Below are 20,403 nucleotides of genomic sequence, written 5' to 3'. Positions count from 1 at the left end.
GCAGGCAATATTGCAGTGGATGTTGTAGACAGCTTTATTCTTAGAAGCGGTGCTCAACTGCGCACCGATACCATAGGTCAAGGTAATGCCGGAGATATCCTAATAGAGGTTGGTGGTTCTTTAGACTTAGCTAACGATGCGACAATTTCTAGTGGAACTTTTGGTTTAGGAAGAGGTGGTGATATCACAGTTAATGCTGGTCGTCTTGTAGCAAGCAATGGAGGGCAGATTAGTGCAGGTTCTGGAAGACAATTCGTATCAGGCAACTTTGGTCCTAGTGGCAATATCATCATCAACACTTCTGATTTAGTAGAAGTAGACGGTATCGGTAATCTCAATCGTAGTGGGATTTTTGCAGAAACATCTAGTCCTAATGATGCTGGTAATCTGAATGTAAATACTCGCATACTCAGAGTCTTGAATGGTGCTGCAATTGCTTCTGGGGCTTCAGGTAGTGGAAGTTTGGGTGGAGATGGAGGAACATTAACCATTGTTGCAACTGACTTAGTTGAAGTGTCAGGCTCTCAAGCGAACAGGATTAGTGCATTGGTCACAGAGGGAGTTCTGGATGCTAGTGCAGACGATTCCGCTACAAGTAACGCGGGAAATTTGATTGTCGAAACTGGTAACCTAAGAGTTTTAAACGGTGGCTCTATCAGCTCGTCAACTTTCAGTAGAGGAAACGCTGGAAATATATTTATTAGTGCCGAGAATGATATTGTTGTTGATGGAATATCGTCTGATGGTGAGCGGTTCAGCACAGTGTCCAGTGCGGTAGAAGCAGGGGCACGTGGTTCCGGAGGAGATATAGCGATTTCAGCTAATAATCTCAGCCTCTTAAACGGGGGACGATTACAAACGACAACAACTGGTGTTGGTGATGCTGGAGATATTGATGTTGAAGCTAGAAACAGCCTAAACATTAGTGGCTTCATCGCGCGTGGTTCCCTGCAGGGTGTTCCCAGCGTAATTCTAAGTGCCAATGGAATTAGACGAGATGTTGTAGGTACCGGCATTGGAGGCAAAATACAACTCTCGGCACCGACAATTACTCTAACTAATGGTGTTGTTGACGCTAGGACTTTCAATAGTCAGCCTGGAGGCAATATTACAGTTGAAGCTGATTCTCTTGGCTTGTTTCAAGGTGGCCAAATTGTAAGCGCAAGTAATGGTGCTGGGCCAGCTGGCACAATCATAATTGAAGCTGCAGAAAGGGTTGAAATTAGTGGCTTCGATGCTAATTTCTTTGAGCGCCTTAGTGAAACGTCGTCTGAACTTATTGATTTACTTCAAGAAGAAAGCAATATTTCTGTGCGTTCTTTTAATGATGGAGCTGCTGGGAACATCGTTTTAAGTACTGGCGAACTAACGATGAGCGATCGCAGTCAAATCATTGCAGAGTCAGCAGCCGTGGATGGAGGCAACATCACCTTGATGATGAGTGACTTCTTGCTATTACGTAACAACAGTTTGATTTCGACTACAGCAGGTACAGCCCAGGCAGGCGGTAATGGAGGCAACATCACTATAAGCGCTCCATTTATTGTGGCGATTCCTGATGAGAACAGCGATATTGCAGCGGATGCTTTTGAGGGTGCTGGGGGCAACGTCAGCATCACTGCACAAGGCGTGTTTGGTATTGAACCCAGAGCACAGCGCACTTCCCTAAGTGACATTACAGCTAGCTCAGAACTTGGCATTAGTGGCGTAGTCAATTTTAATGTACTCGACGCTAGCTTTATCGAAAATAACCTCAATGAGCTGTCTGGAGAATTCGTTGATACAGCCGCGCTGACGGCCAGCAGCTGCATTGCCCGCAGCGGCGACACTGAAAGCACCTTTGTCATCACAGGCGGAGAGGGGCTACCACAGCAGCCAGAGAGCATAACCTCAACCTCCTCCTCCTATTCCACAGGTACCGTTCAGCCGGTCACCGAGCCAGCGGCCATCCCCACAATTCAAGAGCCCCAGCGGGTATATCGACTTGCAGATGGTCGCCTAGTGCTCAGCCATGAATGCGAGCTCTCGGAATCGAAAGCCTCTGCGTGAAGTTGCCTTGGTTTTACGACCCACAGCGCCGGTAGCAATTTGCCAAAAACCGTAACCAACGGCTTGACACGGCGATCGCAACCGCATTACCTTCATATGAAGGTTGCTAACCAGTGACCTTTCCCACAAGGCTCAATAATTCTTAGCGCCATCGGCAGGTGTCCTACCACCGTACCGATGACTCGCCCCCGAGATTCTTACGCAATCCCGGCGGTTGGGGTTGATTTTACCTCAGCCACCCCGATTTGCACTACATCAAGCGGGGTGGCTAAGCCTTATTGGGTCTTGGTTTCCTCCCAGTGATTTTATATTCGGAGAACCAAGACACCATGTTTCAAGAATTTATCCAGGACTCTAGCGGGTCCACAGTTCCGCCTGCCAATCCCACCGTTTTACCCGACTATGAGTATGGCCATGTGCGCCATCTCATCTTTGGCAGTCCCACCGTCATCCGGCTGACTATCCAGTTACTCCATCAGCTCAACTACGCCGAACCCAACGACTGGAGTAAGCCCTTACCCACCGGGCAACCTCACGAAGTGATGGCCATTTTGATGAAGCGAATCCAGCTAAATTAGCAAAACCGTTATCGGTCAGCAGGGTGGGTGTTGTGACCATCCTGCTGGCTAGCTTCTCTCACCACTGTCTGCAATCAAGTTTTAGCTTTACCGCATAGCTACTGCAAAATTGTTTTAGAAGCAATGCGTGTTTTCTTCTTAGCCTGCTCTGATAAATCTTGCCCTGTTTGTAGCTGGGTAACATTTTCCTGCAAAACAGTAGCAGCGTTTTGGTCACCCATTTGAATAGCGGTTTGGGTGGCGGACTGCAGCATGGTAATTGCACCCGTGCGATCGCCCGCTTGAAGCTTAGTTTCAGCGATTTGGGTTTGACGATATTTAGCTAACGCCAGGGTGTATTGCTGAACCTGAGGGTCCGGCTGGGGCTGATAGTCTGTCTGAGCTGTAACATCAATGACAGCGTTGTCAGTGGAAAGGGAACTACCAAGGGCGGGGTCATCATACTGCACCTGGACAGAGGCAATGGGGTGCAGACCCGGCGGCAGTTGAGCCACATATAAGTTCGCCAAAATAACGCGAGGGGTATTGGTCATCAGGTCCCCCAAACGAACAATGGCTTGTTCGCCCTCACGTCGGACATCGAGTTCAATCGTTTCAGGCAGAACCTGGGCGATGGGTTTGAGTTCGGCAAGACGGACGGACGGCTGTAGCGTCAGGACAAGGTACGCATTGGTGAGACTAACGGCCTGGACTCGGCTAAATAGACGGCTAAACTCTTGGATCGCCGCCTCAGGGTTTTGGATATAGGCGAGGCTGCCGTTCCCGGCATCGGCCAGCTGCTCTAGGACGTCCTGGTTCCAATGATCGCCAAAGCCCAGGGTGCTGACGGTAAAACTATAGTTCACGGCCAGTGTGGCTAGCTGCAGACAGAGCTGATTGTCGCCATGTTCATTTTCGCCATCGGTGAGCAGAAAAATCTGGGATACGGTCCCTGTTTTGCCCTTGGCCACTTCTGAGATACCTAGCTTTAGCCCGGCATCAATGGCGGTGCCGCCGCCAGCGCGAATGCCATCGATCGCTTGTTTGAGCGTCGTCGGATCGGTAACCTGCTGGTTGGGAACGACCAGCTGCGCCTGATGATCAAAGGAAATAATGGAAATCCGGTCCTGGGGAGACAGGCTATCGACAATTTTTTTGGCGGCGGTACGGACAGTTTTGATGGGCGATCCTGCCATGGAGCCGCTTTGGTCCAGAATCAAACATAGGTTGAGTGGAGGGCGCTCAGTGCTAGCCGCTTGTACGGCAATGGCCAAGTGTCGCTGACTACTGGTTTGATGGGTGTCTAGGTTGCGATCGCTAATGGACCACTGCACGTTAGCTTTCATAGAGTTAGGTTTCCTGCCAATAGCGCTGCTGATCTAGTTCTAAAGAATGTTCGTCCTAAAAACACTGTCCCAATTTGCTTAAAAACGCCCGCCATAATCGGCAAATTTGCCGCTTGTAGCTGCATATATCTTACGTAACCTTTCCATAGACCAAAAGATCAGACCGACACATTCCTCCACAGCCAGATAAAGACCGCAGGATAAGAGCTACAAAAGGGCACACCCAATTCCTTAAAGCAGCGGCAATTATGTATGCCGATCAGGTTTTTCTAACCTACTTTTTTCATAGACACCATGGGCGGATATCCCCCAAATTCATGGCCTGCGAGCTGGTTCAGAGCAAGCTACACTATGTAGACGTCAATATCCTGTAACACTCAGGCTACTGGCCAAAAACGTTTGCAAGGTGAACAGCTGACACCACAGAGGGCTAACTGGGTCTATGAGTTCTAATATCAAAGCCGTACAGGCGCCTTACTACGGCGGGGATGCCGCTTTTCGCACCCCACCTCCCGATTTACAATCGCTCCTCCTCAAAGAGCGGATTGTCTATTTGGGGACGCCTCTAGTATCGTCAGACGACTACAAGCGTCAAATGGGCATGGATGTGACACGGCTGATTATCGCCCAGCTGCTCTACCTAGAGTTTGACGACCCCGAGAAACCGATTTACTTCTATATCAACTCCACTGGCACATCCTGGTATACCGGCGATGCCCTCGGATTTGAGACAGAGGCGTTCGCTATTTGCGACACCATGCGCTACATTCGTCCCCCCGTGCACACCATCTGCATTGGTCAGGCCATGGGCACAGCCTCTATGATTTTGGCCTCTGGCACAAAGGGCTTCCGCGCCAGCTTGCCCAACGCCACAATTGTCCTCAACCAGCCCCGTACTGGAGCCCAAGGTCAGGCCACTGATATCCAAATTCGAGCTAAGGAAGTCCTGGCCAACCGCGAAGCTACCCTAGATATCCTGTCCCACTGCACCGGGCAAACCCCAGAAAAACTGCAGAAAGACACAGACCGTATGTTCTATCTCACCCCCCAGGAAGCCAAGGAATACGGTCTGATTGATCGGGTCCTAGAGAGCACCAAGGACCTACCCAAGCAAATCCCGGCAGGTATTGGTTAGTTATGTCTGTAGAACGTCCGATGCGAGTGCCCTACAATTTACCCGGCAGCCGCCAGTGGGCCTGGGTAAATATCTACACGCGCATGAGCCAAGAACGGATCTTGTTCTTAAACCAGCCTTTGACGGATGGTGTTGCCAATTCACTGATCTCAGCCCTGCTTTACCTGGATTCTGAAGACGCGGGCAAACCGATCTATATGTATGTCAATTCCCTGGGTGATCCAGTCATGGCAGGGATGGCCGACGGCTCAGCTGGCATGATGTCTATTACAGCGGGTCTGGCAGTTTATGACACCATGCGCCACATCAAATCAGAGGTGATTACCATCTGCATGGGACAAGCCATTGGCATGGCGGCTGTATTGCTATCCTGCGGAGCCAAAGGCAAGCGCTCTAGCCTGCCAAATTCATCCATTGCCCTGATGCATCCCTACAGCGGTACTCGAGGACAGGCCACTGACATTGAACTCAACGCTGACGAAGTTCTTAGCAAAACCTCTTTGATTACCAAGCTGTTGAGTGAAAATACCGGTCAATCAGAAGACGCGGTCCATAAATCTATGGAGCGGATGTTTTATCTGACGCCCCAGGAAGCCATTGAGTATGGCCTGATCGACCGGGTGATTGAGAAACCGGCATAGCTGAGATCTCTCCGTAAATTATTTGTAAACTCCTTACCCCAAGAAACCCATGCCTATTGGTATTCCCAGCGTTCCCTATCGTCTACCCGGCAGCACCTACGAACAGTGGATCAGCATCTATGAACGGCTGTTTCGAGAACGCATTATCTTTTTAACCGAAGAAGTCACTGACGGCATCGCCAATGCCATTGTGGCTTACATGCTCTATCTCGATTCTGACGATCCGACTAAGCCGATTTACTTATATATCAACTCTCCCGGTGGCTCGGTCACAGCCGGTATGGCCATCTACGATACGATGCGCTACATCAAATCAGAGGTGGTCACCATCTGTGTTGGTTTGGCGGCGTCCATGGGGTCATTTTTACTGTGTGCTGGCACCCCCGGCAAACGCTTAGCACTACCCCACTCACGGATTATGATCCACCAGCCTCTGGGCGGTGTTGGCCGACGCCAGGCTACTGATATTGAGATTGAGGCCAACCACATTGTGCAGATCAAGCATCGCTTGAACGGCCTGATGTCGGAGCACACGGGGCAAACCCTTGAGCAAATCGAAAAAGATACGGACCGCGATAATTTTATGTCGGCAGAAGACGCCAAGACCTATGGCCTGATTGATCGGGTGATTGAGGAGCGGGTTTAAATAACGAGAACCTTTAATCAGCGTATGAGCTACTCAGATTCTGCGTTTTAATGGCAGAATCTGGGACAGTTTTTGTGGGTGCCATGGGGTTAGCTGACTATTACCGGACATTGGGGTTACGGACGGGGGCGTCTTTTGACGATGTTAAGGCAGCCTACCGGAAACTGGCGCGTAAATATCATCCGGATGTAAATCCGAACGATCAGCAGGCGCAGGATCGTTTTATTAAGGTGACTAAGGCCTATGAGGCGCTATTAGCGGTCTTTCAGCCGGAGGAACCGGAAGAGCCAGAAGAAGATAGCTCCGAAGATGAGCCGATGGAGGACGCTCCCAGCCCGGTCCAGACCAATCCAGGGTTATCGGCCCATGAGCAAAAGTTAAAGCAGGATTCCTATGGGCAGCTACAGATGTTGCTTAAGCAGCAGAAGTATCCTCGTGCGATCGCACTGGTCGAAGGATTAGCCCAGCGCATTACCCAAGATCCAGAAGTGCGTCAGTGGCAGGCGATCACCTACCAACGCTGGGGCCGTGAGCTGATCAATCAAGGCCAGTTAAAAAAAGCTCGCATCTATCTAGACAAAGCCCTCAAAACCGACCCGCTCAATAAGTCCCTGTGGGTTGAGATCAACCGCGACTTTCAATCGATTAAACAACGAGCTAGGCAGCAAAGCTAATATGGCCTCTAGGAGGCTACATATAGTAGATATCTCAAATACAATGCTAAAAGCGCTACAGCAGAAATTTTAACGTGTGCACTACTTCTTTATCATTTGTACCAAAAGAGTTTGAGGTGCCAGCGGTGCTTGAAACCGGTGAGTATCGCCTGCGTATGTTAACGGTCAACGATGTGGTGAAAGACTTTGATGCCGTTGTCACCAGTGCAGACCATCTCAAGGGCATTTTTCCACCACCTAGCACCTGGCCCGATGGACTAACGTTAGAGCAAGATTTAATCGACCTAGGCTGGCATCAAAAAGAGTTTCAACGGCGGACATCGTTTGCTTACACCCTGATGAGCCTGGATGAGACTTGCTGTCTGGGCTGCGTGTATTTTTATCCATCGGATCGTGAGGGCTATGATGCCTATGCATTGCTTTGGGCCAGGCAAAGTGAGCTGGCCAGTGGTTTAGAAGATCGTTTGTTTGCCGATGTTAGGCAGTGGCTAGCCGATGCTTGGCCCTTTGAGTCGGTGGGATTTCCAGGACGTGATACGAGCTGGGATGAATGGTTTGCATTACCGGAGGGGTAAAACTAGGAAAATCAAACGGTAGAGGTATTCCATGGAACGCCTCTACCGTTTGCGGATTTCAAAATTTACCCGTCTTCTTGTTTCATGGTTAAGCTCAGCTGATAAATCTCTCGTTTAGAAAGGCCTGTTTCCTGAGCTAGCTGACGGCTGGCCTTAGATGGGGAAAGACCTTGGGAAATTAGCTCTTCTAGCTGCTGCAATAAATCAGCTTGAGAAATAGTCTGAGGAGTCGCGGTGTGGCCTGAGATCGCAACCGTAAACTCTCCCCTCGGCTCAGTCGCCGTAAAATGCGCGATCGCCTCACCGAGCGTCCCGCGCCAAAACTCCTCATAGCGTTTGGTTAGTTCCCGCGCCACGGTCACCCGGCGGTCACTGCCCAAGTGCATTTGCAAATCAGCCAGCGTTTTGAGTAGCCGGTGAGGGCTCTCGTAAAGCACCATGGTTCTGGGCTCTGTCGCCAGCTGTGACAGCCGCTCTGTTCGAGCCTTGCCCTTAACCGGTAAAAATCCCTCAAACGTAAATCGATCTGACGGTAGGGCCGAGGCTGCGATCGCGCTCACCACCGCTGCCGGACCGGGAATCGGACTGACAACAATCCCGGCGTTGGCACAGGCACACACCAGACCATATCCCGGATCAGAAATCCCTGGCATTCCCGCATCGCTGACCAATGCCACCGTTTGCCCATTTTGCAGCTTTTCAATCAACTGAGGAATACGCGAGCGAGCATTGTGTTCGTGATAGCTCAGCTGCGGTGTTTCAATCTGAAAGTGGTGCAGCAGTTTTCCCGTATGGCGTGTATCTTCTGCAGCAATCAGGTCCGCTTCTTTGAGGATACGAACAGCCCGAAAGGTAATATCCTCAAGGTTGCCAATGGGGGTGGCCACCAAATACAGCGTGCCAGAGGCGTTGACTATGGACGAAGGGGAATCAGGCAAGGTATGAATTCTAAATGCTTAGCTTTGAGTTTAAGTGGTAAGAATCCTTTGGTACCAGATAATTTCAAACACCCACCATGCAAGGACTCTTCGTTGGTCTGATGACCCTAGACTGCATCTACCAGGCCCAACGACCACCCCAGGCCAATGAAAAGCTAGTCGCCCAGGACGTCATGATGGCTGCCGGGGGACCAGCCACCAATGCGGCTGTGGCATTTTCAGCTCTGGGAGGAACGGCTACGATCATGGCAGCGGTGGGTCAACATCCAGTTACAGCACTCCTGCGCGAGGATCTGGCCCACGTGGGGGTCGGTATAACGGACTTAACCCTACAGCGACAGACAGCCCCGCCCGTTTCATCGATTGTGGTGTCTGCAGCCTCTGGCGAACGTGCTGTTATTTCGCGCAATGCCGTGGGCCTACAGGTTGAACACTACCCCATAGATTTGACCAATATAGACGTGGTGCTATTGGACGGTCATCAAATGGCATTGAGCCATCAGGTGGCCATGGCGGCTCAAAGCGCCAACATTCCAGTAGTGGTAGATGCTGGCAGTTGGAAGCCAGGATTTGACCAGGTGCTATCCCTAGCCACGGTGGTGATTGCCTCTGCTAATTTTCAGCCCCCGGATGGACAAACAGCCCTGACCTATTTACAAGGGCTGGGTATACCTTATGTGGCGATTACCCATGGGGAGCACCCCATTACCGTTAGCGAGCAAGGACAGGTGAGTGAGCTGCCAGTCCCAGCTACAGCCGTCGTCGATACCCTGGGAGCCGGGGATATTTTCCATGGAGCCTTTTGCTATGCTTGGGCAGGTGATTTCCTAGCGGCCCTAGCCCAGGCTGCTCAGGTGGCTAGTTCGAGCTGTCAGTATTTTGGTACCCGTGCCTGGATCGCTGATTCTCTGTTCAAAAGCTAAAAAGGAAAGCTAAAAAGGGTTCGCTAGACTGTACCGGGGTCATTTTATTTTGTGTTAATTCTTTATTGTTATTGACTATGGCTTACGCAAAGGAAAAAGAGATTGCGATCGCAGCGGTGCAGGCGGCCGCTATCGTATGTGAAAAAGTCCGGGCTGAGATGGTCCCCGAAGCGATTGAAAAGTCTGATAAAAGCCCGGTAACGGTGGCTGACTTTGGTGCCCAGGCCATTGTTTGCAAAATGATTAAAGATGCATTTCCGGGTGACCCCATCGTCGGTGAAGAAGATGCTGACGATCTGAGAACCCCTGATATGGCGAGTCGTCTGGCTCAGGTCACGAATTATGTAAAGGCAGTGCTGCCCGATGCCACCGATGCGCAGATTCCTGATTGGATTGACCAGGGCAATGGCGATGTGAGCCCCCGCTACTGGACCCTAGATCCCATTGACGGCACTAAGGGATTTTTACGCGGCGATCAGTATGCGGTGGCCCTGGCCATGATTGAGGATGGCGATATTAAAGTGGGGGTGTTAGGCTGCCCTGCGCTGAAGCTGGGCGACCGGTCTGGCATCTTATTCGTTGCTGTACGTGGGGAAGGTGCCCTGATGATGAACATGGATGGTAGCAACCCGGAGAAAATCTCGGTGACCTCGTCGTCGGATAGTGAGCACTTCCGCTTTGTGGAAAGCGTTGCCCATGGCGACCAGGAACTCCATGCCCGGATTGCACAAGCAGCAGGCATTACCACTGAGTCCATTCGCATGGATAGTCAAGCAAAATATGGTGCGGTGGCTTCTGGTAATGCGGTGCTTTACTTGCGACTGCCCTCGCCTAAGTATCCTAACTACCGTGAAAAAATTTGGGACCATGCGGCTGGGGTGCTTGTCATTGAAGAGGCCGGTGGCAAGGTGACCGACATGCATGGTAAACCCCTTGACTTTTCTAAAGAGCCCCGGTTTGTAGATACCCAAGGTGTGGTTGTCAGTAACGGCGAAATCCACGACCAGGTTTTAGCCGCGTTGGCCAGCTAGTCTGGAGGTGCTGATTAGAGGGGCTATGCGATCGCAAGCCCTTCTAAAACAGACAAACTCACTGGCCGCACCTCGGGCATAAATCCCATCAAGCGCTCAGATGCCTCAGCAAACTTGCCTGGATCACCACTGACATAAAAATCAATTTCCGGCTTTGATTGAGTATTGCGTAAACCCAGCATATCCAATTCTTTGGCCATGGCAGCCACCAAAGAATGGGCCGGATTAACGACTGTAATCGACGGTGGCAAAATCTGTTCCATCAGGGGCGACAGATGAGGATAATGGGTACATCCGTACACCAGCGTGTCAATATTAGCAGCCATCAGAGGCTTTAAATAGTCCGTCGCCACTGCCCGAGTATAGGGATCATCAATTCGGCTTTGCTCGATCAGGGGGACAAAATCAGGACAGCCCACCTGCCATACTTTAGCCATGGGCAAAGCTTCTAAAATCGCCTGCTTGTAAGCATTACTCTGAGCCGTTGCCACGGTGGAAATTACCCCAATACGACGACCAGCCTTAGCCGCCGCCCGTGCCCCTGGCAAAATAATTCCGAGAATGGGTATGTCAAACTCTGCTTGAACTATCTCCAAAGCCAAGGCTGAACTTGTATTACAAGCCATCACCACCATCTTGACACCCTGCCCCTGCATCCAGGTAATTATTTCCCGGACAAATCGCAATAATTCTATCTGGGTGCGATTGCCGTAGGGAACACGGGCTGTATCGCCAAAATATAACAGGGACTCAGACGGTAAGTGGGCCATAATCTCCCGCAACACCGTCAATCCTCCAACACCACTGTCAAAAACGCCAATTTTACCGGCCTGGATGGGCATCTGAAGGAATTTTGCCATGGGAAAGACGCTTACTAAAGTAAATTATTTTACGCTGATTAGAGTTTAGTGGGATTTTGACTAGATTTTAGTTTCACACAAAACTTTTAAGCAGAAATACGTAACTTTAACTAAGTCATTAACTGCCCTAATCATGCTTGAACCCAATTAGCGTCTGAATATAGCGCTAAGACACCATTTGCCACAACCTTTAAATACATACTCAAGGATGTTTATCCAGGACAGTGGGTCAACTACTACAGGCCAATGTCTCAGAAACATGTGGACATTGGCATCTTTCCCAGGCTGTAGGTATTAGCAACAAAAGGCACCGTCGGCACAGTACCTTGAACACAGTATCTTGAACACTGAGCTAGCGCATCACAGCCAACAATTGCATCACAGCTGTTGGGCGCAACCCAGATCCTTCCAAAACTTATGAGTCCATAGACACCTGGGCCACCTCCTGAGGCGTCTCTTCATCGGTAGGACAGTTGGGATCATCATCGTTCTGATCAAAGACAATGCGGAGTAAGGGCGGGGCTAAAAATGTTGTAAAAATGACCATGACAATAATGGCCGCATCCAAAGATTCAGACAGCACGCCACTGGCAGCACCTACTCCTGCAAATACCAAACCGACTTCCCCCCTGGGGATCATCCCGACACCGATGGCCAGGCGATTGATCCCATCCTGCCCAAAGACAGTAAAGCCGGTCACGATCTTACCGATAATGGCAACGACCACTAAAAATGAGGCGATCACCAAACCTTCACGATTCGCTGGATTAAGCGGATTGAGGACGCTTAGATCAGTATGAGCACCCACGGTTACAAAAAAGACAGGCACCAACATATCCGCAATCGGGCTGATCTGCTCTTCTAATTCTTTGCGCTTAGTGGTTTCCGCTAAAATCAGTCCGGCTGCAAAGGCTCCTAAAATAGCCTCTAACTGAATGGCTGCCGCAATGTAGGAAAGGACAAACGCAAATACCAGGGAGCTAATTAAGACCTGCCCACGGGTTTGCATCCGATCGACAATCCCGACAAACACTGGGCTCAGTAGGCGACCAATCAAAATCGAGCCCACTAAAAATACCGCTGCACCAATAATTAGAAAAATAACGTTAGTGATTTCAATTTCACCTGTTTTGGCAAGGCTGGCAACCACCGCCAGAACAATAATGCCCAGCACATCATCCAATACAGCGGCACCAATGATAATTTGCCCTTCACGGGAACTCAGGGTTTGCAGTTCGGCTAACACCTTAGCCGTAATCCCGATGCTTGTCGCCGTCAGGGCTGCCCCAGCAAACACCGCCGGGATCGTTGCCACATTGAAAAATGCAATTAGCCCAACCGTCCCTGCTACAAAGGGAACGACTACACCAACCACGGCAACAACAGCCGCCTGGGGACCCACACGAATGAGTTCCTTGAGGTCAGACTCTAAGCCAATTTCAAACAGCAGAATAACAACACCAATCTCGGCTAGGACAGAAATAACCTCACTCTGGCTTTTGAAAACCGCCAGCAGGGTTTCTCCATCCACATTGGCCGTCAGTTGAACAAAATCCATTAGCACCGAATGGACAGGCTCGGCACCCTCAGGAAAAACAATTAGGTTGAGGGCCGATATCCCCACAACCACACCGCCCACAAGTTCACCCAAAACCGATGGCAAGTTAACGCGAGCACAAAGCTCGCCACCAAGCTTAGCTGCTAAATAAATAACAATTAGGCTAAGTAAGACACTGGCTAAAACCAATGGCCCTAGCTCAGCTTCATTTACTTCAGCCAATAAAGGGAGGCTGTTCCCTATGCCTGACAGCAGGTTGCCGCTAGATAGATAGATCATGCGAACCGTAGAAACTTACTCATCCTGTTTACTCTACATGAGTTAGCTCGCTGCTATTAGCTCACCAAGAGCGTGTTTATCGCTTTCTTTGAAGAAAAAAATCGTCTACACCCTATGCAAAGACGCGATGATTTAGCGACGGCATCTGCTGCCGAACTTGTCCCAACCGTGACGGAGTAATTTCGGCGATGGCCATACCGACGTCTTGCCCAGCATCAGCCAGCACGATACCCCACGGATCGACAATCATGGCATGGCCATGGGATTGACGAATACTATTGTGAAAACCAGTCTGAGCCGGGGCAATCACATAGCAGGTATTTTCAATCGCTCGCGCCTGTAGCAACACTTGCCAGTGGTCTTTACCGGTGTAGGCCGTAAAGGAGGCAGGAACGGTAATCACCTCGGCTTCTAGCTGGGACAGGTGGCGGTAAAGTTCTGGAAAGCGCACATCGTAGCAAACAGATATACCCAGGTTGCCTAGATCTTTAGTTTTGCAAACCGATGGCAGCTGTTCTCCCGAGGTAACGGTGGCAGACTCTTGATAGGTGTTGCCATCGGGCAAATTGACGTCAAATAGATGCACCTTTTCGTAACGCAGCAACACATCACCGTGGGCATTGACGAGTAACGCAGTGTTATAAACTCTGCCATCATCTGTGGGCACTGGGTAGCCACCGCCTAAAATCGTCACCTGATAGCGCTGCGCCATGGTTTTGAGAAATTTCTCACTGGCGTTACAGATGTCAGCCGCTTGCGCCAGTTTGCCTGATTCGTCCCCCAGAAAAGAAAAGTTTTCAGGTAGGGTAATGTACTCAGCTCCACGACGAACGGCCAGATCGATCAGCTCTTCTGCCTGGGTGAGATTTTTCTCTAGGTCAGGTACGCTGGTCATCTGCAACGCTGCAGCCAGATAGGATTTCATGTGGGCACTTGCTTATGAATTTGACCTTGGCCCTATATTCTACGGGGCAGATCGCTCAGTTGGAAAGCGCCATTGTACGTCTCTAGGTTCGATGTCTCTGACCCAAGCCCCCTTAAACCTCTAACAGGGCTAGCTGCCAGACCTGATATCCCAAGCGGTTTAGGTGTAAACCATCGGTGGTGAGTTCTTTGCGAAGATTGCCTGTGTCGTTACTAAAACTAGGGTGGAGATCTAAATAATCTAGCTGATGGTAGTCGGTCAGCTGTGCAATCTGGGCATTGAGACTGCGAACTCGCTGGCCGGGGATATTTTCCCAGCGGGTTGGCAAAATGGAATGTACGACAATACGGGCGGCGGGATGTTGCTGCCGCAGCCGCGCCATAATTTGGTGGAGGTTGGTCAAGATTTCCTGATCGCTGGCTCCGTTTTTGAGGTCGTTGACGCCTGCCATCAGGTGAATGGTGTCGGGGTTAGTATTGGCAAAGGCCGAAAGCCGCTGCAAAATGCCCCCGGTGGTATCGCCAGAGATGCCCTGGTTAAGCCAAAAGCGATCGCGAGGTAATAGCTCGGGCGGCAACCACATGCTTAATGAATCGCCGATGACCACGGTGAGTCGATTACTGCCCTGGCCGGCTGCGATCGCATTGGCCTCCCGCTTCAACAACCCCTGCCATTCCTCATAGGAGGGCTGATAGGTAGCCTTGGACCACTGACTATGGAAACTATCCGACGATATGCGCGTATAGAGGGAGCCAGACTGCAACGCTGCCCAGCGCTGCTCAAACAGCTGAGGTCCGCTGGCTGGCTTGGGACCCGGTGTAACCGCTATCTGACGGCGAGCCACCTCTAGGGCTCGAGGCGTCGTTGCAAACGCAGTTGGCTCAGGACGGCGGGGCACCGTCTGTTGCAGACGTAAAAGCTGCTGGCGTCGAGCCGCAACTTCCCTCGAAAATTCGGGCATCAGCGTCATATCCCCCAGAGGTTCGGGCACAACCTGCTCAATTTGATTAGACGCATCCACCGCTGCTTTCTGCGCAATTTCAACGTCCGGGTTAGGCCCCTGCAGCGGCTCTGGAGCAGTCAGCTGAGCCATCAACATCAGTAAATCTGACATATGCCCGAATTTTCCTCTCTTATGGACAGACCACATGATCTAGATCCATAAGACGTTCGGACTCTGAAAAATCAGGACGAAACTGTTCTAGGTCGGATATATCAAAAACTGTAAAAAGTTTCGGAAAGACCTTGATCCCATACAACTCACTAAATTCCCCTTGACAGTAACCACCCAAATTAACGATGATTAGTGTCTGTGCAAAAAATCTGCTCGGATCAGGTTTGAAGCAATGGTGCTACCTGTACGGCAAGGGAGAATCAATGGCATACGCAATTATTGAAGCGAGTGGCACTCAGCTTAAGGTTGAGCCCGGTCGCTTTTACGACATTAATCGTCTGGCAGTGGATGAAGACGCCAGCATCACTATTGATAAAGTTTTACTCGTCAATGACGGTGATGATACTAGCATTGGTCAGCCCATCGTAGACGGAGCTAGCGTCACCGGTACGGTCATGCGTCACCTGCGGGGCAAAAAAGTCATCGTCTATAAGATGAAGCCCAAGAAAAAGACCCGTAAAAAGCGTGGTCACCGTCAGGAACTGACGCGTCTGATGATCGAGTCTATCAATGTCGGTGGTAAAACACTTACAGCGGCAGAAGTTTCTGAGGACGCTGGCGAAGAGGAATAGAACGCGCTAGTTTATTCAGACTATAATCAAGCAGGCACGGAGATTTTAAGTCATGGCTCATAAGAAAGGTACAGGGAGTACGCGCAACGGTCGCGACTCAAATGCAAAACGCCTAGGCGTCAAAAAGTATGGTGGTCAATCAGTGATTGCAGGCAACATCATCATTCGCCAACGGGGCACCAAGTACCACCCTGGAGAAAATGTAGGACGCGGCAGTGACGATACTCTATTCTCTTTGATTGAAGGGGTAGTCACCTTTGAGCGCAAGGGTAAGAATCGGAAAAAAGTAAGCGTTTATCCAGCAACGGCTTAGGATTTTACCCAAAGAGTAATTATCGCAAAGATATTGTTGGCTGAGCGGAGTCGAAGTCAACTTTCCGAGTCAGTGTCCCCTTCGAGTCCGCTCAGGGGGCGCTGACTCATAAAAACGCCTTAGCCTAACCGCTAAGGCGTTTTTTCATGGTTTGCAGCAAACTCCAAGCTTTGCTAGTAAACAAACAATCTCCCAAATGGGGGGTATTAACGTCTGTTGCCTGAACAGGATACGAGAGAACGCTGGCGAGGCATTCGTTTCGCCTCAGCTAGCTGTGCTCGACGCTCGAAACGAATAGAGTAGTCGCCCCAGAGCATTACCAATTGAAGTCATGAATCTTGCCCCTGATTACAATACCTCAGGCATTTCAAAAAAGAGGTATTACTATCACTAACAACAGCTCAAATGGCATCTAAACCCGATGCTCAGCTCACATAAATCATCTTAGTTACTGATATTACCCAGCAGGGTGATGGCGAGTTTTAGCTAAAGCCGCATGATGTAAATGCGCTGATGAAAACATAATAAAAACTCCAACAAAAAAGCGAGTTTCTATTAGTAATTCAGCCATTAAAACACATATGAGGTTAAAACAATGCCTGCTCAACCATTGACTGAATATTCGGCAACTGAAACCTACTCCCAGAACATTCTTGGTCCCGCTTTTTTTGAAATGAGTGGTTTAAGCCTCGCTGGCACGGCTGGTATTCCGTTACCGCCTCACCAGGTGGCTCCTTCTCAGTCGCCTTATATCGTTGCTGACAACGAAGAGTTCTCCGTTAGCTTGACTGTCAAGTTTAACAAGAGCCCTTTGACATCCCTGCTGATGTGTCTAGGCACTGAAGTTCACGTTCACTTCGCCTTTGAAGGTATCGGTGGCAAAGCATCTGAGGAAGATCTTGAAGTCATCATCTGTACTAAGAAGGATATGTACGAGTACGAAGTGAAGTGGACAGGTACTCCTGAAGATGCTGACCTGACCGCTGGCCTCTACGGTGTTGCCGCCGTTGCTCAGGTAGGTCCTGTTAAGCATGAGTGCAGCCAGCCGATCATCGGCTATGGCTACCTAGCCGGCAAGCTGCTGCAGGTTTACCCTGCCTAACCCAAGGCAAACCTTAGTTAGCAAAGCTAGACACTTAGCAATCAGCCGATAGTGACCAACCCATAGTGACACAGCTGGTGGAGTATGCTCCACCAGCTTTTTTTGAGAGGTTGTATGAAAAGTATCAAATATTCTGGCTGCCCCCCTAAATACCCCAATCCTGGGGGATTTTTATCAGAAAATGGGAGCAAAAATAAAGCCGTTTAGGCACTATTTAGCTCTAATCAATTGGTCTCGACTACCAAAGTCTAAATTCATTCAATAAATACTAATTAAATCACCTATAAATTCATGAATTCTAAATAGTACCCCTGTGGGGGATGGCCTTAAAAAGCCAATCAACCATCATGTAAATGTGCTGAGTAGCTAACTTGAACTACACCTCATCCAGGTTAGTTCTAATTAGAGATTCAGAACACTAACTAATACTATTAGGAAAACAAAATGCCTGCTCAACCATTGACTCAATATTCTGCTACTGAGACCTACTCCAAGAACATTCTTGGTCCTACGTTTTTTGAAATGAGCGCATTGACCATCGCCAGCGGTGGCGATGAGTCTAAAGATGGGTTTGCCGTTGCCCCTTCTGATTCGCCTTACATTGTTGCTGACAACGAGGCGTTCTCCGTGAGCTTGACTGTCAAGTTCAACAAGAGCCCTTTGACGTCCCTGCTAATGTGTCTAGGCACTGAAGTTAACGTCCACTTTGCCTTCGAAGGCATCGGGGGTAAAGCCGCTGAGACAGATGTAGAAGCTGTCATCTACACCCAGAAAGACACGTACGAGTACGAAGTGAAGTGGGAAGGCACCCCTGCGGGTATCGAACTCACCGCTGGCCTCTACGGCGTCGCGGCAGTTGCAAAAGTAGGTCCTGTGAAGAACAAGTGCAGCCAGCCCGTTCTAGGGTATGGCTATCTGGCGGGTAAACTGCTGCAGATTTACCCTGCCTAAGTCATTCCTGCCGCTGTTATTAACAGTCGGCCCCTATCGTTCATGGCGTTTGAGCTGGTGAAATATTTCACCAGCTTTTCTTGTATTTATAGGTAAATGTGGATGGTCCTGAGACCTGCACCATCTACGCTATCAAGCAGCATGTTGGCACAGTTCTGGCATCATCCACGGGCATCTTAAAAAAGAAGTTTGCAAAGGGAAAAATAGAGACGTATACTGCACACCAATCCAGTATCGTCTTTAGATTTTCTCAAGATTTAGCCATGGAATCCCAGAGTCTTTTTTATCCACTGCGCAGTGTGATTCGCTGTGTGGCCAAGGCCAATCTCACGGTCGCCCCTGAAGCGTATGAGGCAGATCTGGTTTGGGATGAAGCTCTTTTTACTGAACTGAGTAGCACCTTTTTGCAGCCAACTGTGCAGCCCTTACTGGCGTCGCCTTGTCAGTCTCGAGACGAGGCGACTTTGGTTGAAAGGCAATTAGCTACGTCGTTGGTTGATGCTTATCGACGCATTCTAAAGCAGCGGCAGGATGTGCAGGTGCAGCAGTTAAATGCACTACTGTAGACGCTAGATCGTTTTTATCTGAATGGGCCTGTGCAGCTTTAGCTTAGGCGACAAAGGATTTACAGACCGAACTAATTGACGGGCGGCTATTACCACCTTAGAACGATGGGCTAATATTTACAGTTCGTTACAATTGGGATGAGCTGGAAATAAACTTCTTCTTTAACACGTTTTCAAACAAGCATCGAAGACCTTCATTATCCAGCTCCAATTATGTGAATGGAGACCGATATGAACGGTAATCTTCGAGTTGGGAATCTTTTTGGTATTCCTTTCTTTATCAATATTTCTTGGTTTTTTGTTTTAGCCCTCACCACCCTAAACTTTGGCGGCGGGCTGGCGGCACAGTTTCCCTGGCTGGGAGGTGGAGCCTTAGTACTGGGATTAGTAGCAGGTCTTCTTTTGTTTGGCTCTGTGCTGCTCCATGAGCTGGGCCATAGTTTTGCCGCTCGGCAGCAGGGTATTAGCGTCAACTCTATTACGCTCTTTCTGTTTGGTGGGTTGGCCAGTTTAGATGATGAGGCTAAGACACCGGCTGGCGCGTTTTGGATTGCGATCGCAGGTCCTCTAGTAAGCTTGGCACTGTTTGCCCTTCTAACCCTGGTAGCCAGTAGCGGTCTGGTCACTGGCCCCATCGCTGCCGTGACTGGTTTGCTCGCCTATATCAACCTCATTTTGGCCACCTTCAATATGATTCCAGGGCTGCCTCTAGATGGCGGTAACGTCCTCAAAGCCATTGTCTGGAAACTTTCTGGCAATCGTTATCGGGGGATTCGTTGGGCCAGTCGTACAGGCCAAATCATTGGCTGGTCGGCCATTGGGCTAGGAACGCTGGCTATTTTAGGACTTTCCAACATTGGTAGCTTTTGGACATTGATTATTGGCTGGTTCATCCTGCAAAATGCAGGTCGGTCGGCACAATCAGCCACGGTTCAAGAAACCTTGTCAGGGCTAACCGCCGCTGATGCTGTCCTCGAACATAGTCCCATTATTGGTATTGACAGTACGCTACGCGATTTAGCAGATACAGTGATTGTTTCTAATAGCAACAGACCGTGGCGTCGCTTCTTAGTCAAAGCTGATGACGAGCGGTTAATGGGGAGTATCGAGCTAGAGACACTCAAAACAGTTCCCTCAGACCAGTGGTCAGCCTATCAGGTACAAGATTTTCTCAAACCCATTGAGCAAGAGACCAGAGTGCAAGCTGACAGACCGTTACTAGATGTCATCCAACAATTGGAGAAGCAAGGAACTCAGGCACTAGCGGTAACCACAGAAAATGGCACACTGGTTGGCCTTCTAGAGAAAGCTGAAATCATCAACCTTTTACAGCAAAAGGCTCAACCGGCATAGAGCGCTCAAGCTGAAGCGAAGCATTACGGTTTGGATAATCTCTTTTGAATAACCTGAGGCCGGACAGTTAAGACTGTTCGGCCTTTTTAGCGACCCCATATCTACCAGCCTCGAAAGCACAAACATTTTTTTGAGACTGCTATGGCCACATCAATTGTCATGGAATATAAATTACATTTAATTTAGATTTCGTTACAATGCACAAGTAGCTTCTCATAACAGCATGATAATGCTG

At 49.7% G+C, this 20,403-nt stretch carries 20 protein-coding genes and 1 pseudogene; 15 read left to right on the top strand and 6 right to left on the bottom strand.

Annotated features, from left to right (window positions below; translation table 11 throughout):
• Positions 1 to 2,049 (top strand): annotated as a pseudogene (locus tag IQ260_RS05250) (S-layer family protein); the annotation flags it as partial.
• Positions 2,050 to 2,378: 329 nt separating this feature from the next.
• Positions 2,379 to 2,627 (top strand): hypothetical protein, encoded by a 249-nt coding sequence (locus IQ260_RS05245; protein ID WP_193991511.1) that lies wholly within the window; start codon positions 2,379 to 2,381, stop codon positions 2,625 to 2,627.
• A gap of 98 nt (positions 2,628 to 2,725) precedes the next feature.
• Here IQ260_RS05245 and IQ260_RS05240 read toward each other — a convergent pair whose 3' ends face one another.
• Complete coding sequence (locus IQ260_RS05240) at positions 2,726 to 3,952, bottom strand: vWA domain-containing protein (protein WP_193991509.1); 1,227 nt, start codon at positions 3,950 to 3,952, stop codon at positions 2,726 to 2,728.
• A gap of 442 nt (positions 3,953 to 4,394) precedes the next feature.
• Between IQ260_RS05240 and IQ260_RS05235 the strand changes: the two genes are divergently transcribed.
• From IQ260_RS05235 to IQ260_RS05215, 5 genes are all read left to right on the top strand, one after another.
• Positions 4,395 to 5,087 carry an ATP-dependent Clp protease proteolytic subunit gene (locus IQ260_RS05235; protein WP_193991507.1) on the top strand — a complete coding sequence of 231 codons (693 nt, stop codon included), beginning with the start codon at positions 4,395 to 4,397 and terminating at the stop codon, positions 5,085 to 5,087.
• Between the two features lie 2 nt (positions 5,088 to 5,089).
• On the top strand, positions 5,090 to 5,728 hold the full coding sequence (locus IQ260_RS05230) for an ATP-dependent Clp protease proteolytic subunit (RefSeq protein ID WP_193991506.1): 639 nt from the start codon (positions 5,090 to 5,092) through the stop codon (positions 5,726 to 5,728).
• A gap of 49 nt (positions 5,729 to 5,777) precedes the next feature.
• Positions 5,778 to 6,374, top strand: a complete 597-nt coding sequence (locus tag IQ260_RS05225; protein ID WP_193991505.1) for an ATP-dependent Clp protease proteolytic subunit — start codon at positions 5,778 to 5,780, stop codon at positions 6,372 to 6,374.
• A 50-nt stretch (positions 6,375 to 6,424) separates the two neighbouring features.
• Positions 6,425 to 7,048 (top strand): J domain-containing protein, encoded by a 624-nt coding sequence (locus IQ260_RS05220; protein WP_228015580.1) that lies wholly within the window; start codon positions 6,425 to 6,427, stop codon positions 7,046 to 7,048.
• A 74-nt stretch (positions 7,049 to 7,122) separates the two neighbouring features.
• Positions 7,123 to 7,623, top strand: coding sequence for a GNAT family N-acetyltransferase (locus IQ260_RS05215; protein WP_193991504.1), 501 nt, complete (start codon positions 7,123 to 7,125; stop codon positions 7,621 to 7,623).
• Positions 7,624 to 7,688: 65 nt separating this feature from the next.
• Here IQ260_RS05215 and rsmI read toward each other — a convergent pair whose 3' ends face one another.
• Positions 7,689 to 8,561 carry a 16S rRNA (cytidine(1402)-2'-O)-methyltransferase gene (gene rsmI, locus IQ260_RS05210; RefSeq protein ID WP_228015578.1) on the bottom strand — a complete coding sequence of 291 codons (873 nt, stop codon included), beginning with the start codon at positions 8,559 to 8,561 and terminating at the stop codon, positions 7,689 to 7,691.
• Positions 8,562 to 8,638: 77 nt separating this feature from the next.
• On the opposite strand from rsmI, the gene IQ260_RS05205 reads away from it, so the two are divergent.
• Both IQ260_RS05205 and IQ260_RS05200 read left to right on the top strand, forming a co-directional pair.
• Positions 8,639 to 9,484 carry a PfkB family carbohydrate kinase gene (locus IQ260_RS05205; protein ID WP_193991503.1) on the top strand — a complete coding sequence of 282 codons (846 nt, stop codon included), beginning with the start codon at positions 8,639 to 8,641 and terminating at the stop codon, positions 9,482 to 9,484.
• A gap of 77 nt (positions 9,485 to 9,561) precedes the next feature.
• Positions 9,562 to 10,515 (top strand): 3'(2'),5'-bisphosphate nucleotidase, encoded by a 954-nt coding sequence (locus tag IQ260_RS05200; protein WP_193991502.1) that lies wholly within the window; start codon positions 9,562 to 9,564, stop codon positions 10,513 to 10,515.
• 23 nt (positions 10,516 to 10,538) lie between these two features.
• Here IQ260_RS05200 and murI read toward each other — a convergent pair whose 3' ends face one another.
• The 4 genes from murI to IQ260_RS05180 form a co-directional block, all read right to left on the bottom strand.
• Positions 10,539 to 11,375 carry a glutamate racemase gene (gene murI, locus IQ260_RS05195; protein ID WP_193991501.1) on the bottom strand — a complete coding sequence of 279 codons (837 nt, stop codon included), beginning with the start codon at positions 11,373 to 11,375 and terminating at the stop codon, positions 10,539 to 10,541.
• 415 nt (positions 11,376 to 11,790) lie between these two features.
• Positions 11,791 to 13,212 carry a cation:proton antiporter gene (locus IQ260_RS05190; RefSeq protein WP_193991500.1) on the bottom strand — a complete coding sequence of 474 codons (1,422 nt, stop codon included), beginning with the start codon at positions 13,210 to 13,212 and terminating at the stop codon, positions 11,791 to 11,793.
• Between the two features lie 112 nt (positions 13,213 to 13,324).
• A complete protein-coding gene (locus IQ260_RS05185; protein WP_193991498.1) occupies positions 13,325 to 14,137 on the bottom strand; it encodes a carbon-nitrogen hydrolase family protein in 813 nt (270 codons plus the stop codon).
• Between the two features lie 112 nt (positions 14,138 to 14,249).
• Positions 14,250 to 15,251, bottom strand: a complete 1,002-nt coding sequence (locus IQ260_RS05180; RefSeq protein WP_193991496.1) for a GDSL-type esterase/lipase family protein — start codon at positions 15,249 to 15,251, stop codon at positions 14,250 to 14,252.
• A gap of 263 nt (positions 15,252 to 15,514) precedes the next feature.
• On the opposite strand from IQ260_RS05180, the gene rplU reads away from it, so the two are divergent.
• From rplU to IQ260_RS05150, 6 genes are all read left to right on the top strand, one after another.
• Positions 15,515 to 15,883, top strand: coding sequence for a 50S ribosomal protein L21 (gene rplU / locus IQ260_RS05175; RefSeq protein ID WP_193991494.1), 369 nt, complete (start codon positions 15,515 to 15,517; stop codon positions 15,881 to 15,883).
• A 52-nt stretch (positions 15,884 to 15,935) separates the two neighbouring features.
• Positions 15,936 to 16,196, top strand: coding sequence for a 50S ribosomal protein L27 (gene rpmA, locus IQ260_RS05170; RefSeq protein ID WP_193991492.1), 261 nt, complete (start codon positions 15,936 to 15,938; stop codon positions 16,194 to 16,196).
• A gap of 595 nt (positions 16,197 to 16,791) precedes the next feature.
• On the top strand, positions 16,792 to 17,298 hold the full coding sequence (locus tag IQ260_RS05165) for a hypothetical protein (protein ID WP_193991490.1): 507 nt from the start codon (positions 16,792 to 16,794) through the stop codon (positions 17,296 to 17,298).
• 444 nt (positions 17,299 to 17,742) lie between these two features.
• Entirely contained in the window at positions 17,743 to 18,249 is a 507-nt protein-coding gene (locus IQ260_RS05160; RefSeq protein WP_193991488.1) for a hypothetical protein, read from the top strand.
• 263 nt (positions 18,250 to 18,512) lie between these two features.
• Positions 18,513 to 18,815 carry a hypothetical protein gene (locus IQ260_RS05155; protein ID WP_193991486.1) on the top strand — a complete coding sequence of 101 codons (303 nt, stop codon included), beginning with the start codon at positions 18,513 to 18,515 and terminating at the stop codon, positions 18,813 to 18,815.
• A 231-nt stretch (positions 18,816 to 19,046) separates the two neighbouring features.
• Positions 19,047 to 20,168, top strand: a complete 1,122-nt coding sequence (locus tag IQ260_RS05150; RefSeq protein WP_193991484.1) for a site-2 protease family protein — start codon at positions 19,047 to 19,049, stop codon at positions 20,166 to 20,168.
• The last annotated feature ends 235 nt before the right edge of the window (positions 20,169 to 20,403 follow it).

It is taken from the genome of Leptolyngbya cf. ectocarpi LEGE 11479 (genome assembly GCF_015207065.1).
Lineage (GTDB): Bacteria > Cyanobacteriota > Cyanobacteriia > Phormidesmidales > Phormidesmidaceae > Leptothoe > Leptothoe ectocarpi.
The sequence above is the reverse complement of the archived record's forward strand: the minus strand, read 5'-3'. Positions and strand labels throughout refer to the sequence as shown.

Coding starts and splice junctions, on each gene's coding strand:
- IQ260_RS05245 (WP_193991511.1), top strand. CDS start 2,379: ATGTTTCAAGAATTTATCCAGGACTCTAGCGGGTCCACAGTTCCGCCT.
- IQ260_RS05240 (WP_193991509.1), bottom strand. CDS start 3,952: ATGAAAGCTAACGTGCAGTGGTCCATTAGCGATCGCAACCTAGACACC.
- IQ260_RS05235 (WP_193991507.1), top strand. CDS start 4,395: ATGAGTTCTAATATCAAAGCCGTACAGGCGCCTTACTACGGCGGGGAT.
- IQ260_RS05230 (WP_193991506.1), top strand. CDS start 5,090: ATGTCTGTAGAACGTCCGATGCGAGTGCCCTACAATTTACCCGGCAGC.
- IQ260_RS05225 (WP_193991505.1), top strand. CDS start 5,778: ATGCCTATTGGTATTCCCAGCGTTCCCTATCGTCTACCCGGCAGCACC.
- IQ260_RS05220 (WP_228015580.1), top strand. CDS start 6,425: ATGGCAGAATCTGGGACAGTTTTTGTGGGTGCCATGGGGTTAGCTGAC.
- IQ260_RS05205 (WP_193991503.1), top strand. CDS start 8,639: ATGCAAGGACTCTTCGTTGGTCTGATGACCCTAGACTGCATCTACCAG.
- IQ260_RS05200 (WP_193991502.1), top strand. CDS start 9,562: ATGGCTTACGCAAAGGAAAAAGAGATTGCGATCGCAGCGGTGCAGGCG.
- murI (WP_193991501.1), bottom strand. CDS start 11,375: ATGGCAAAATTCCTTCAGATGCCCATCCAGGCCGGTAAAATTGGCGTT.
- IQ260_RS05190 (WP_193991500.1), bottom strand. CDS start 13,212: ATGATCTATCTATCTAGCGGCAACCTGCTGTCAGGCATAGGGAACAGC.
- IQ260_RS05185 (WP_193991498.1), bottom strand. CDS start 14,137: ATGAAATCCTATCTGGCTGCAGCGTTGCAGATGACCAGCGTACCTGAC.
- IQ260_RS05180 (WP_193991496.1), bottom strand. CDS start 15,251: ATGTCAGATTTACTGATGTTGATGGCTCAGCTGACTGCTCCAGAGCCG.
- rplU (WP_193991494.1), top strand. CDS start 15,515: ATGGCATACGCAATTATTGAAGCGAGTGGCACTCAGCTTAAGGTTGAG.
- rpmA (WP_193991492.1), top strand. CDS start 15,936: ATGGCTCATAAGAAAGGTACAGGGAGTACGCGCAACGGTCGCGACTCA.
- IQ260_RS05165 (WP_193991490.1), top strand. CDS start 16,792: ATGCCTGCTCAACCATTGACTGAATATTCGGCAACTGAAACCTACTCC.
- IQ260_RS05160 (WP_193991488.1), top strand. CDS start 17,743: ATGCCTGCTCAACCATTGACTCAATATTCTGCTACTGAGACCTACTCC.
- IQ260_RS05155 (WP_193991486.1), top strand. CDS start 18,513: ATGGAATCCCAGAGTCTTTTTTATCCACTGCGCAGTGTGATTCGCTGT.
- IQ260_RS05150 (WP_193991484.1), top strand. CDS start 19,047: ATGAACGGTAATCTTCGAGTTGGGAATCTTTTTGGTATTCCTTTCTTT.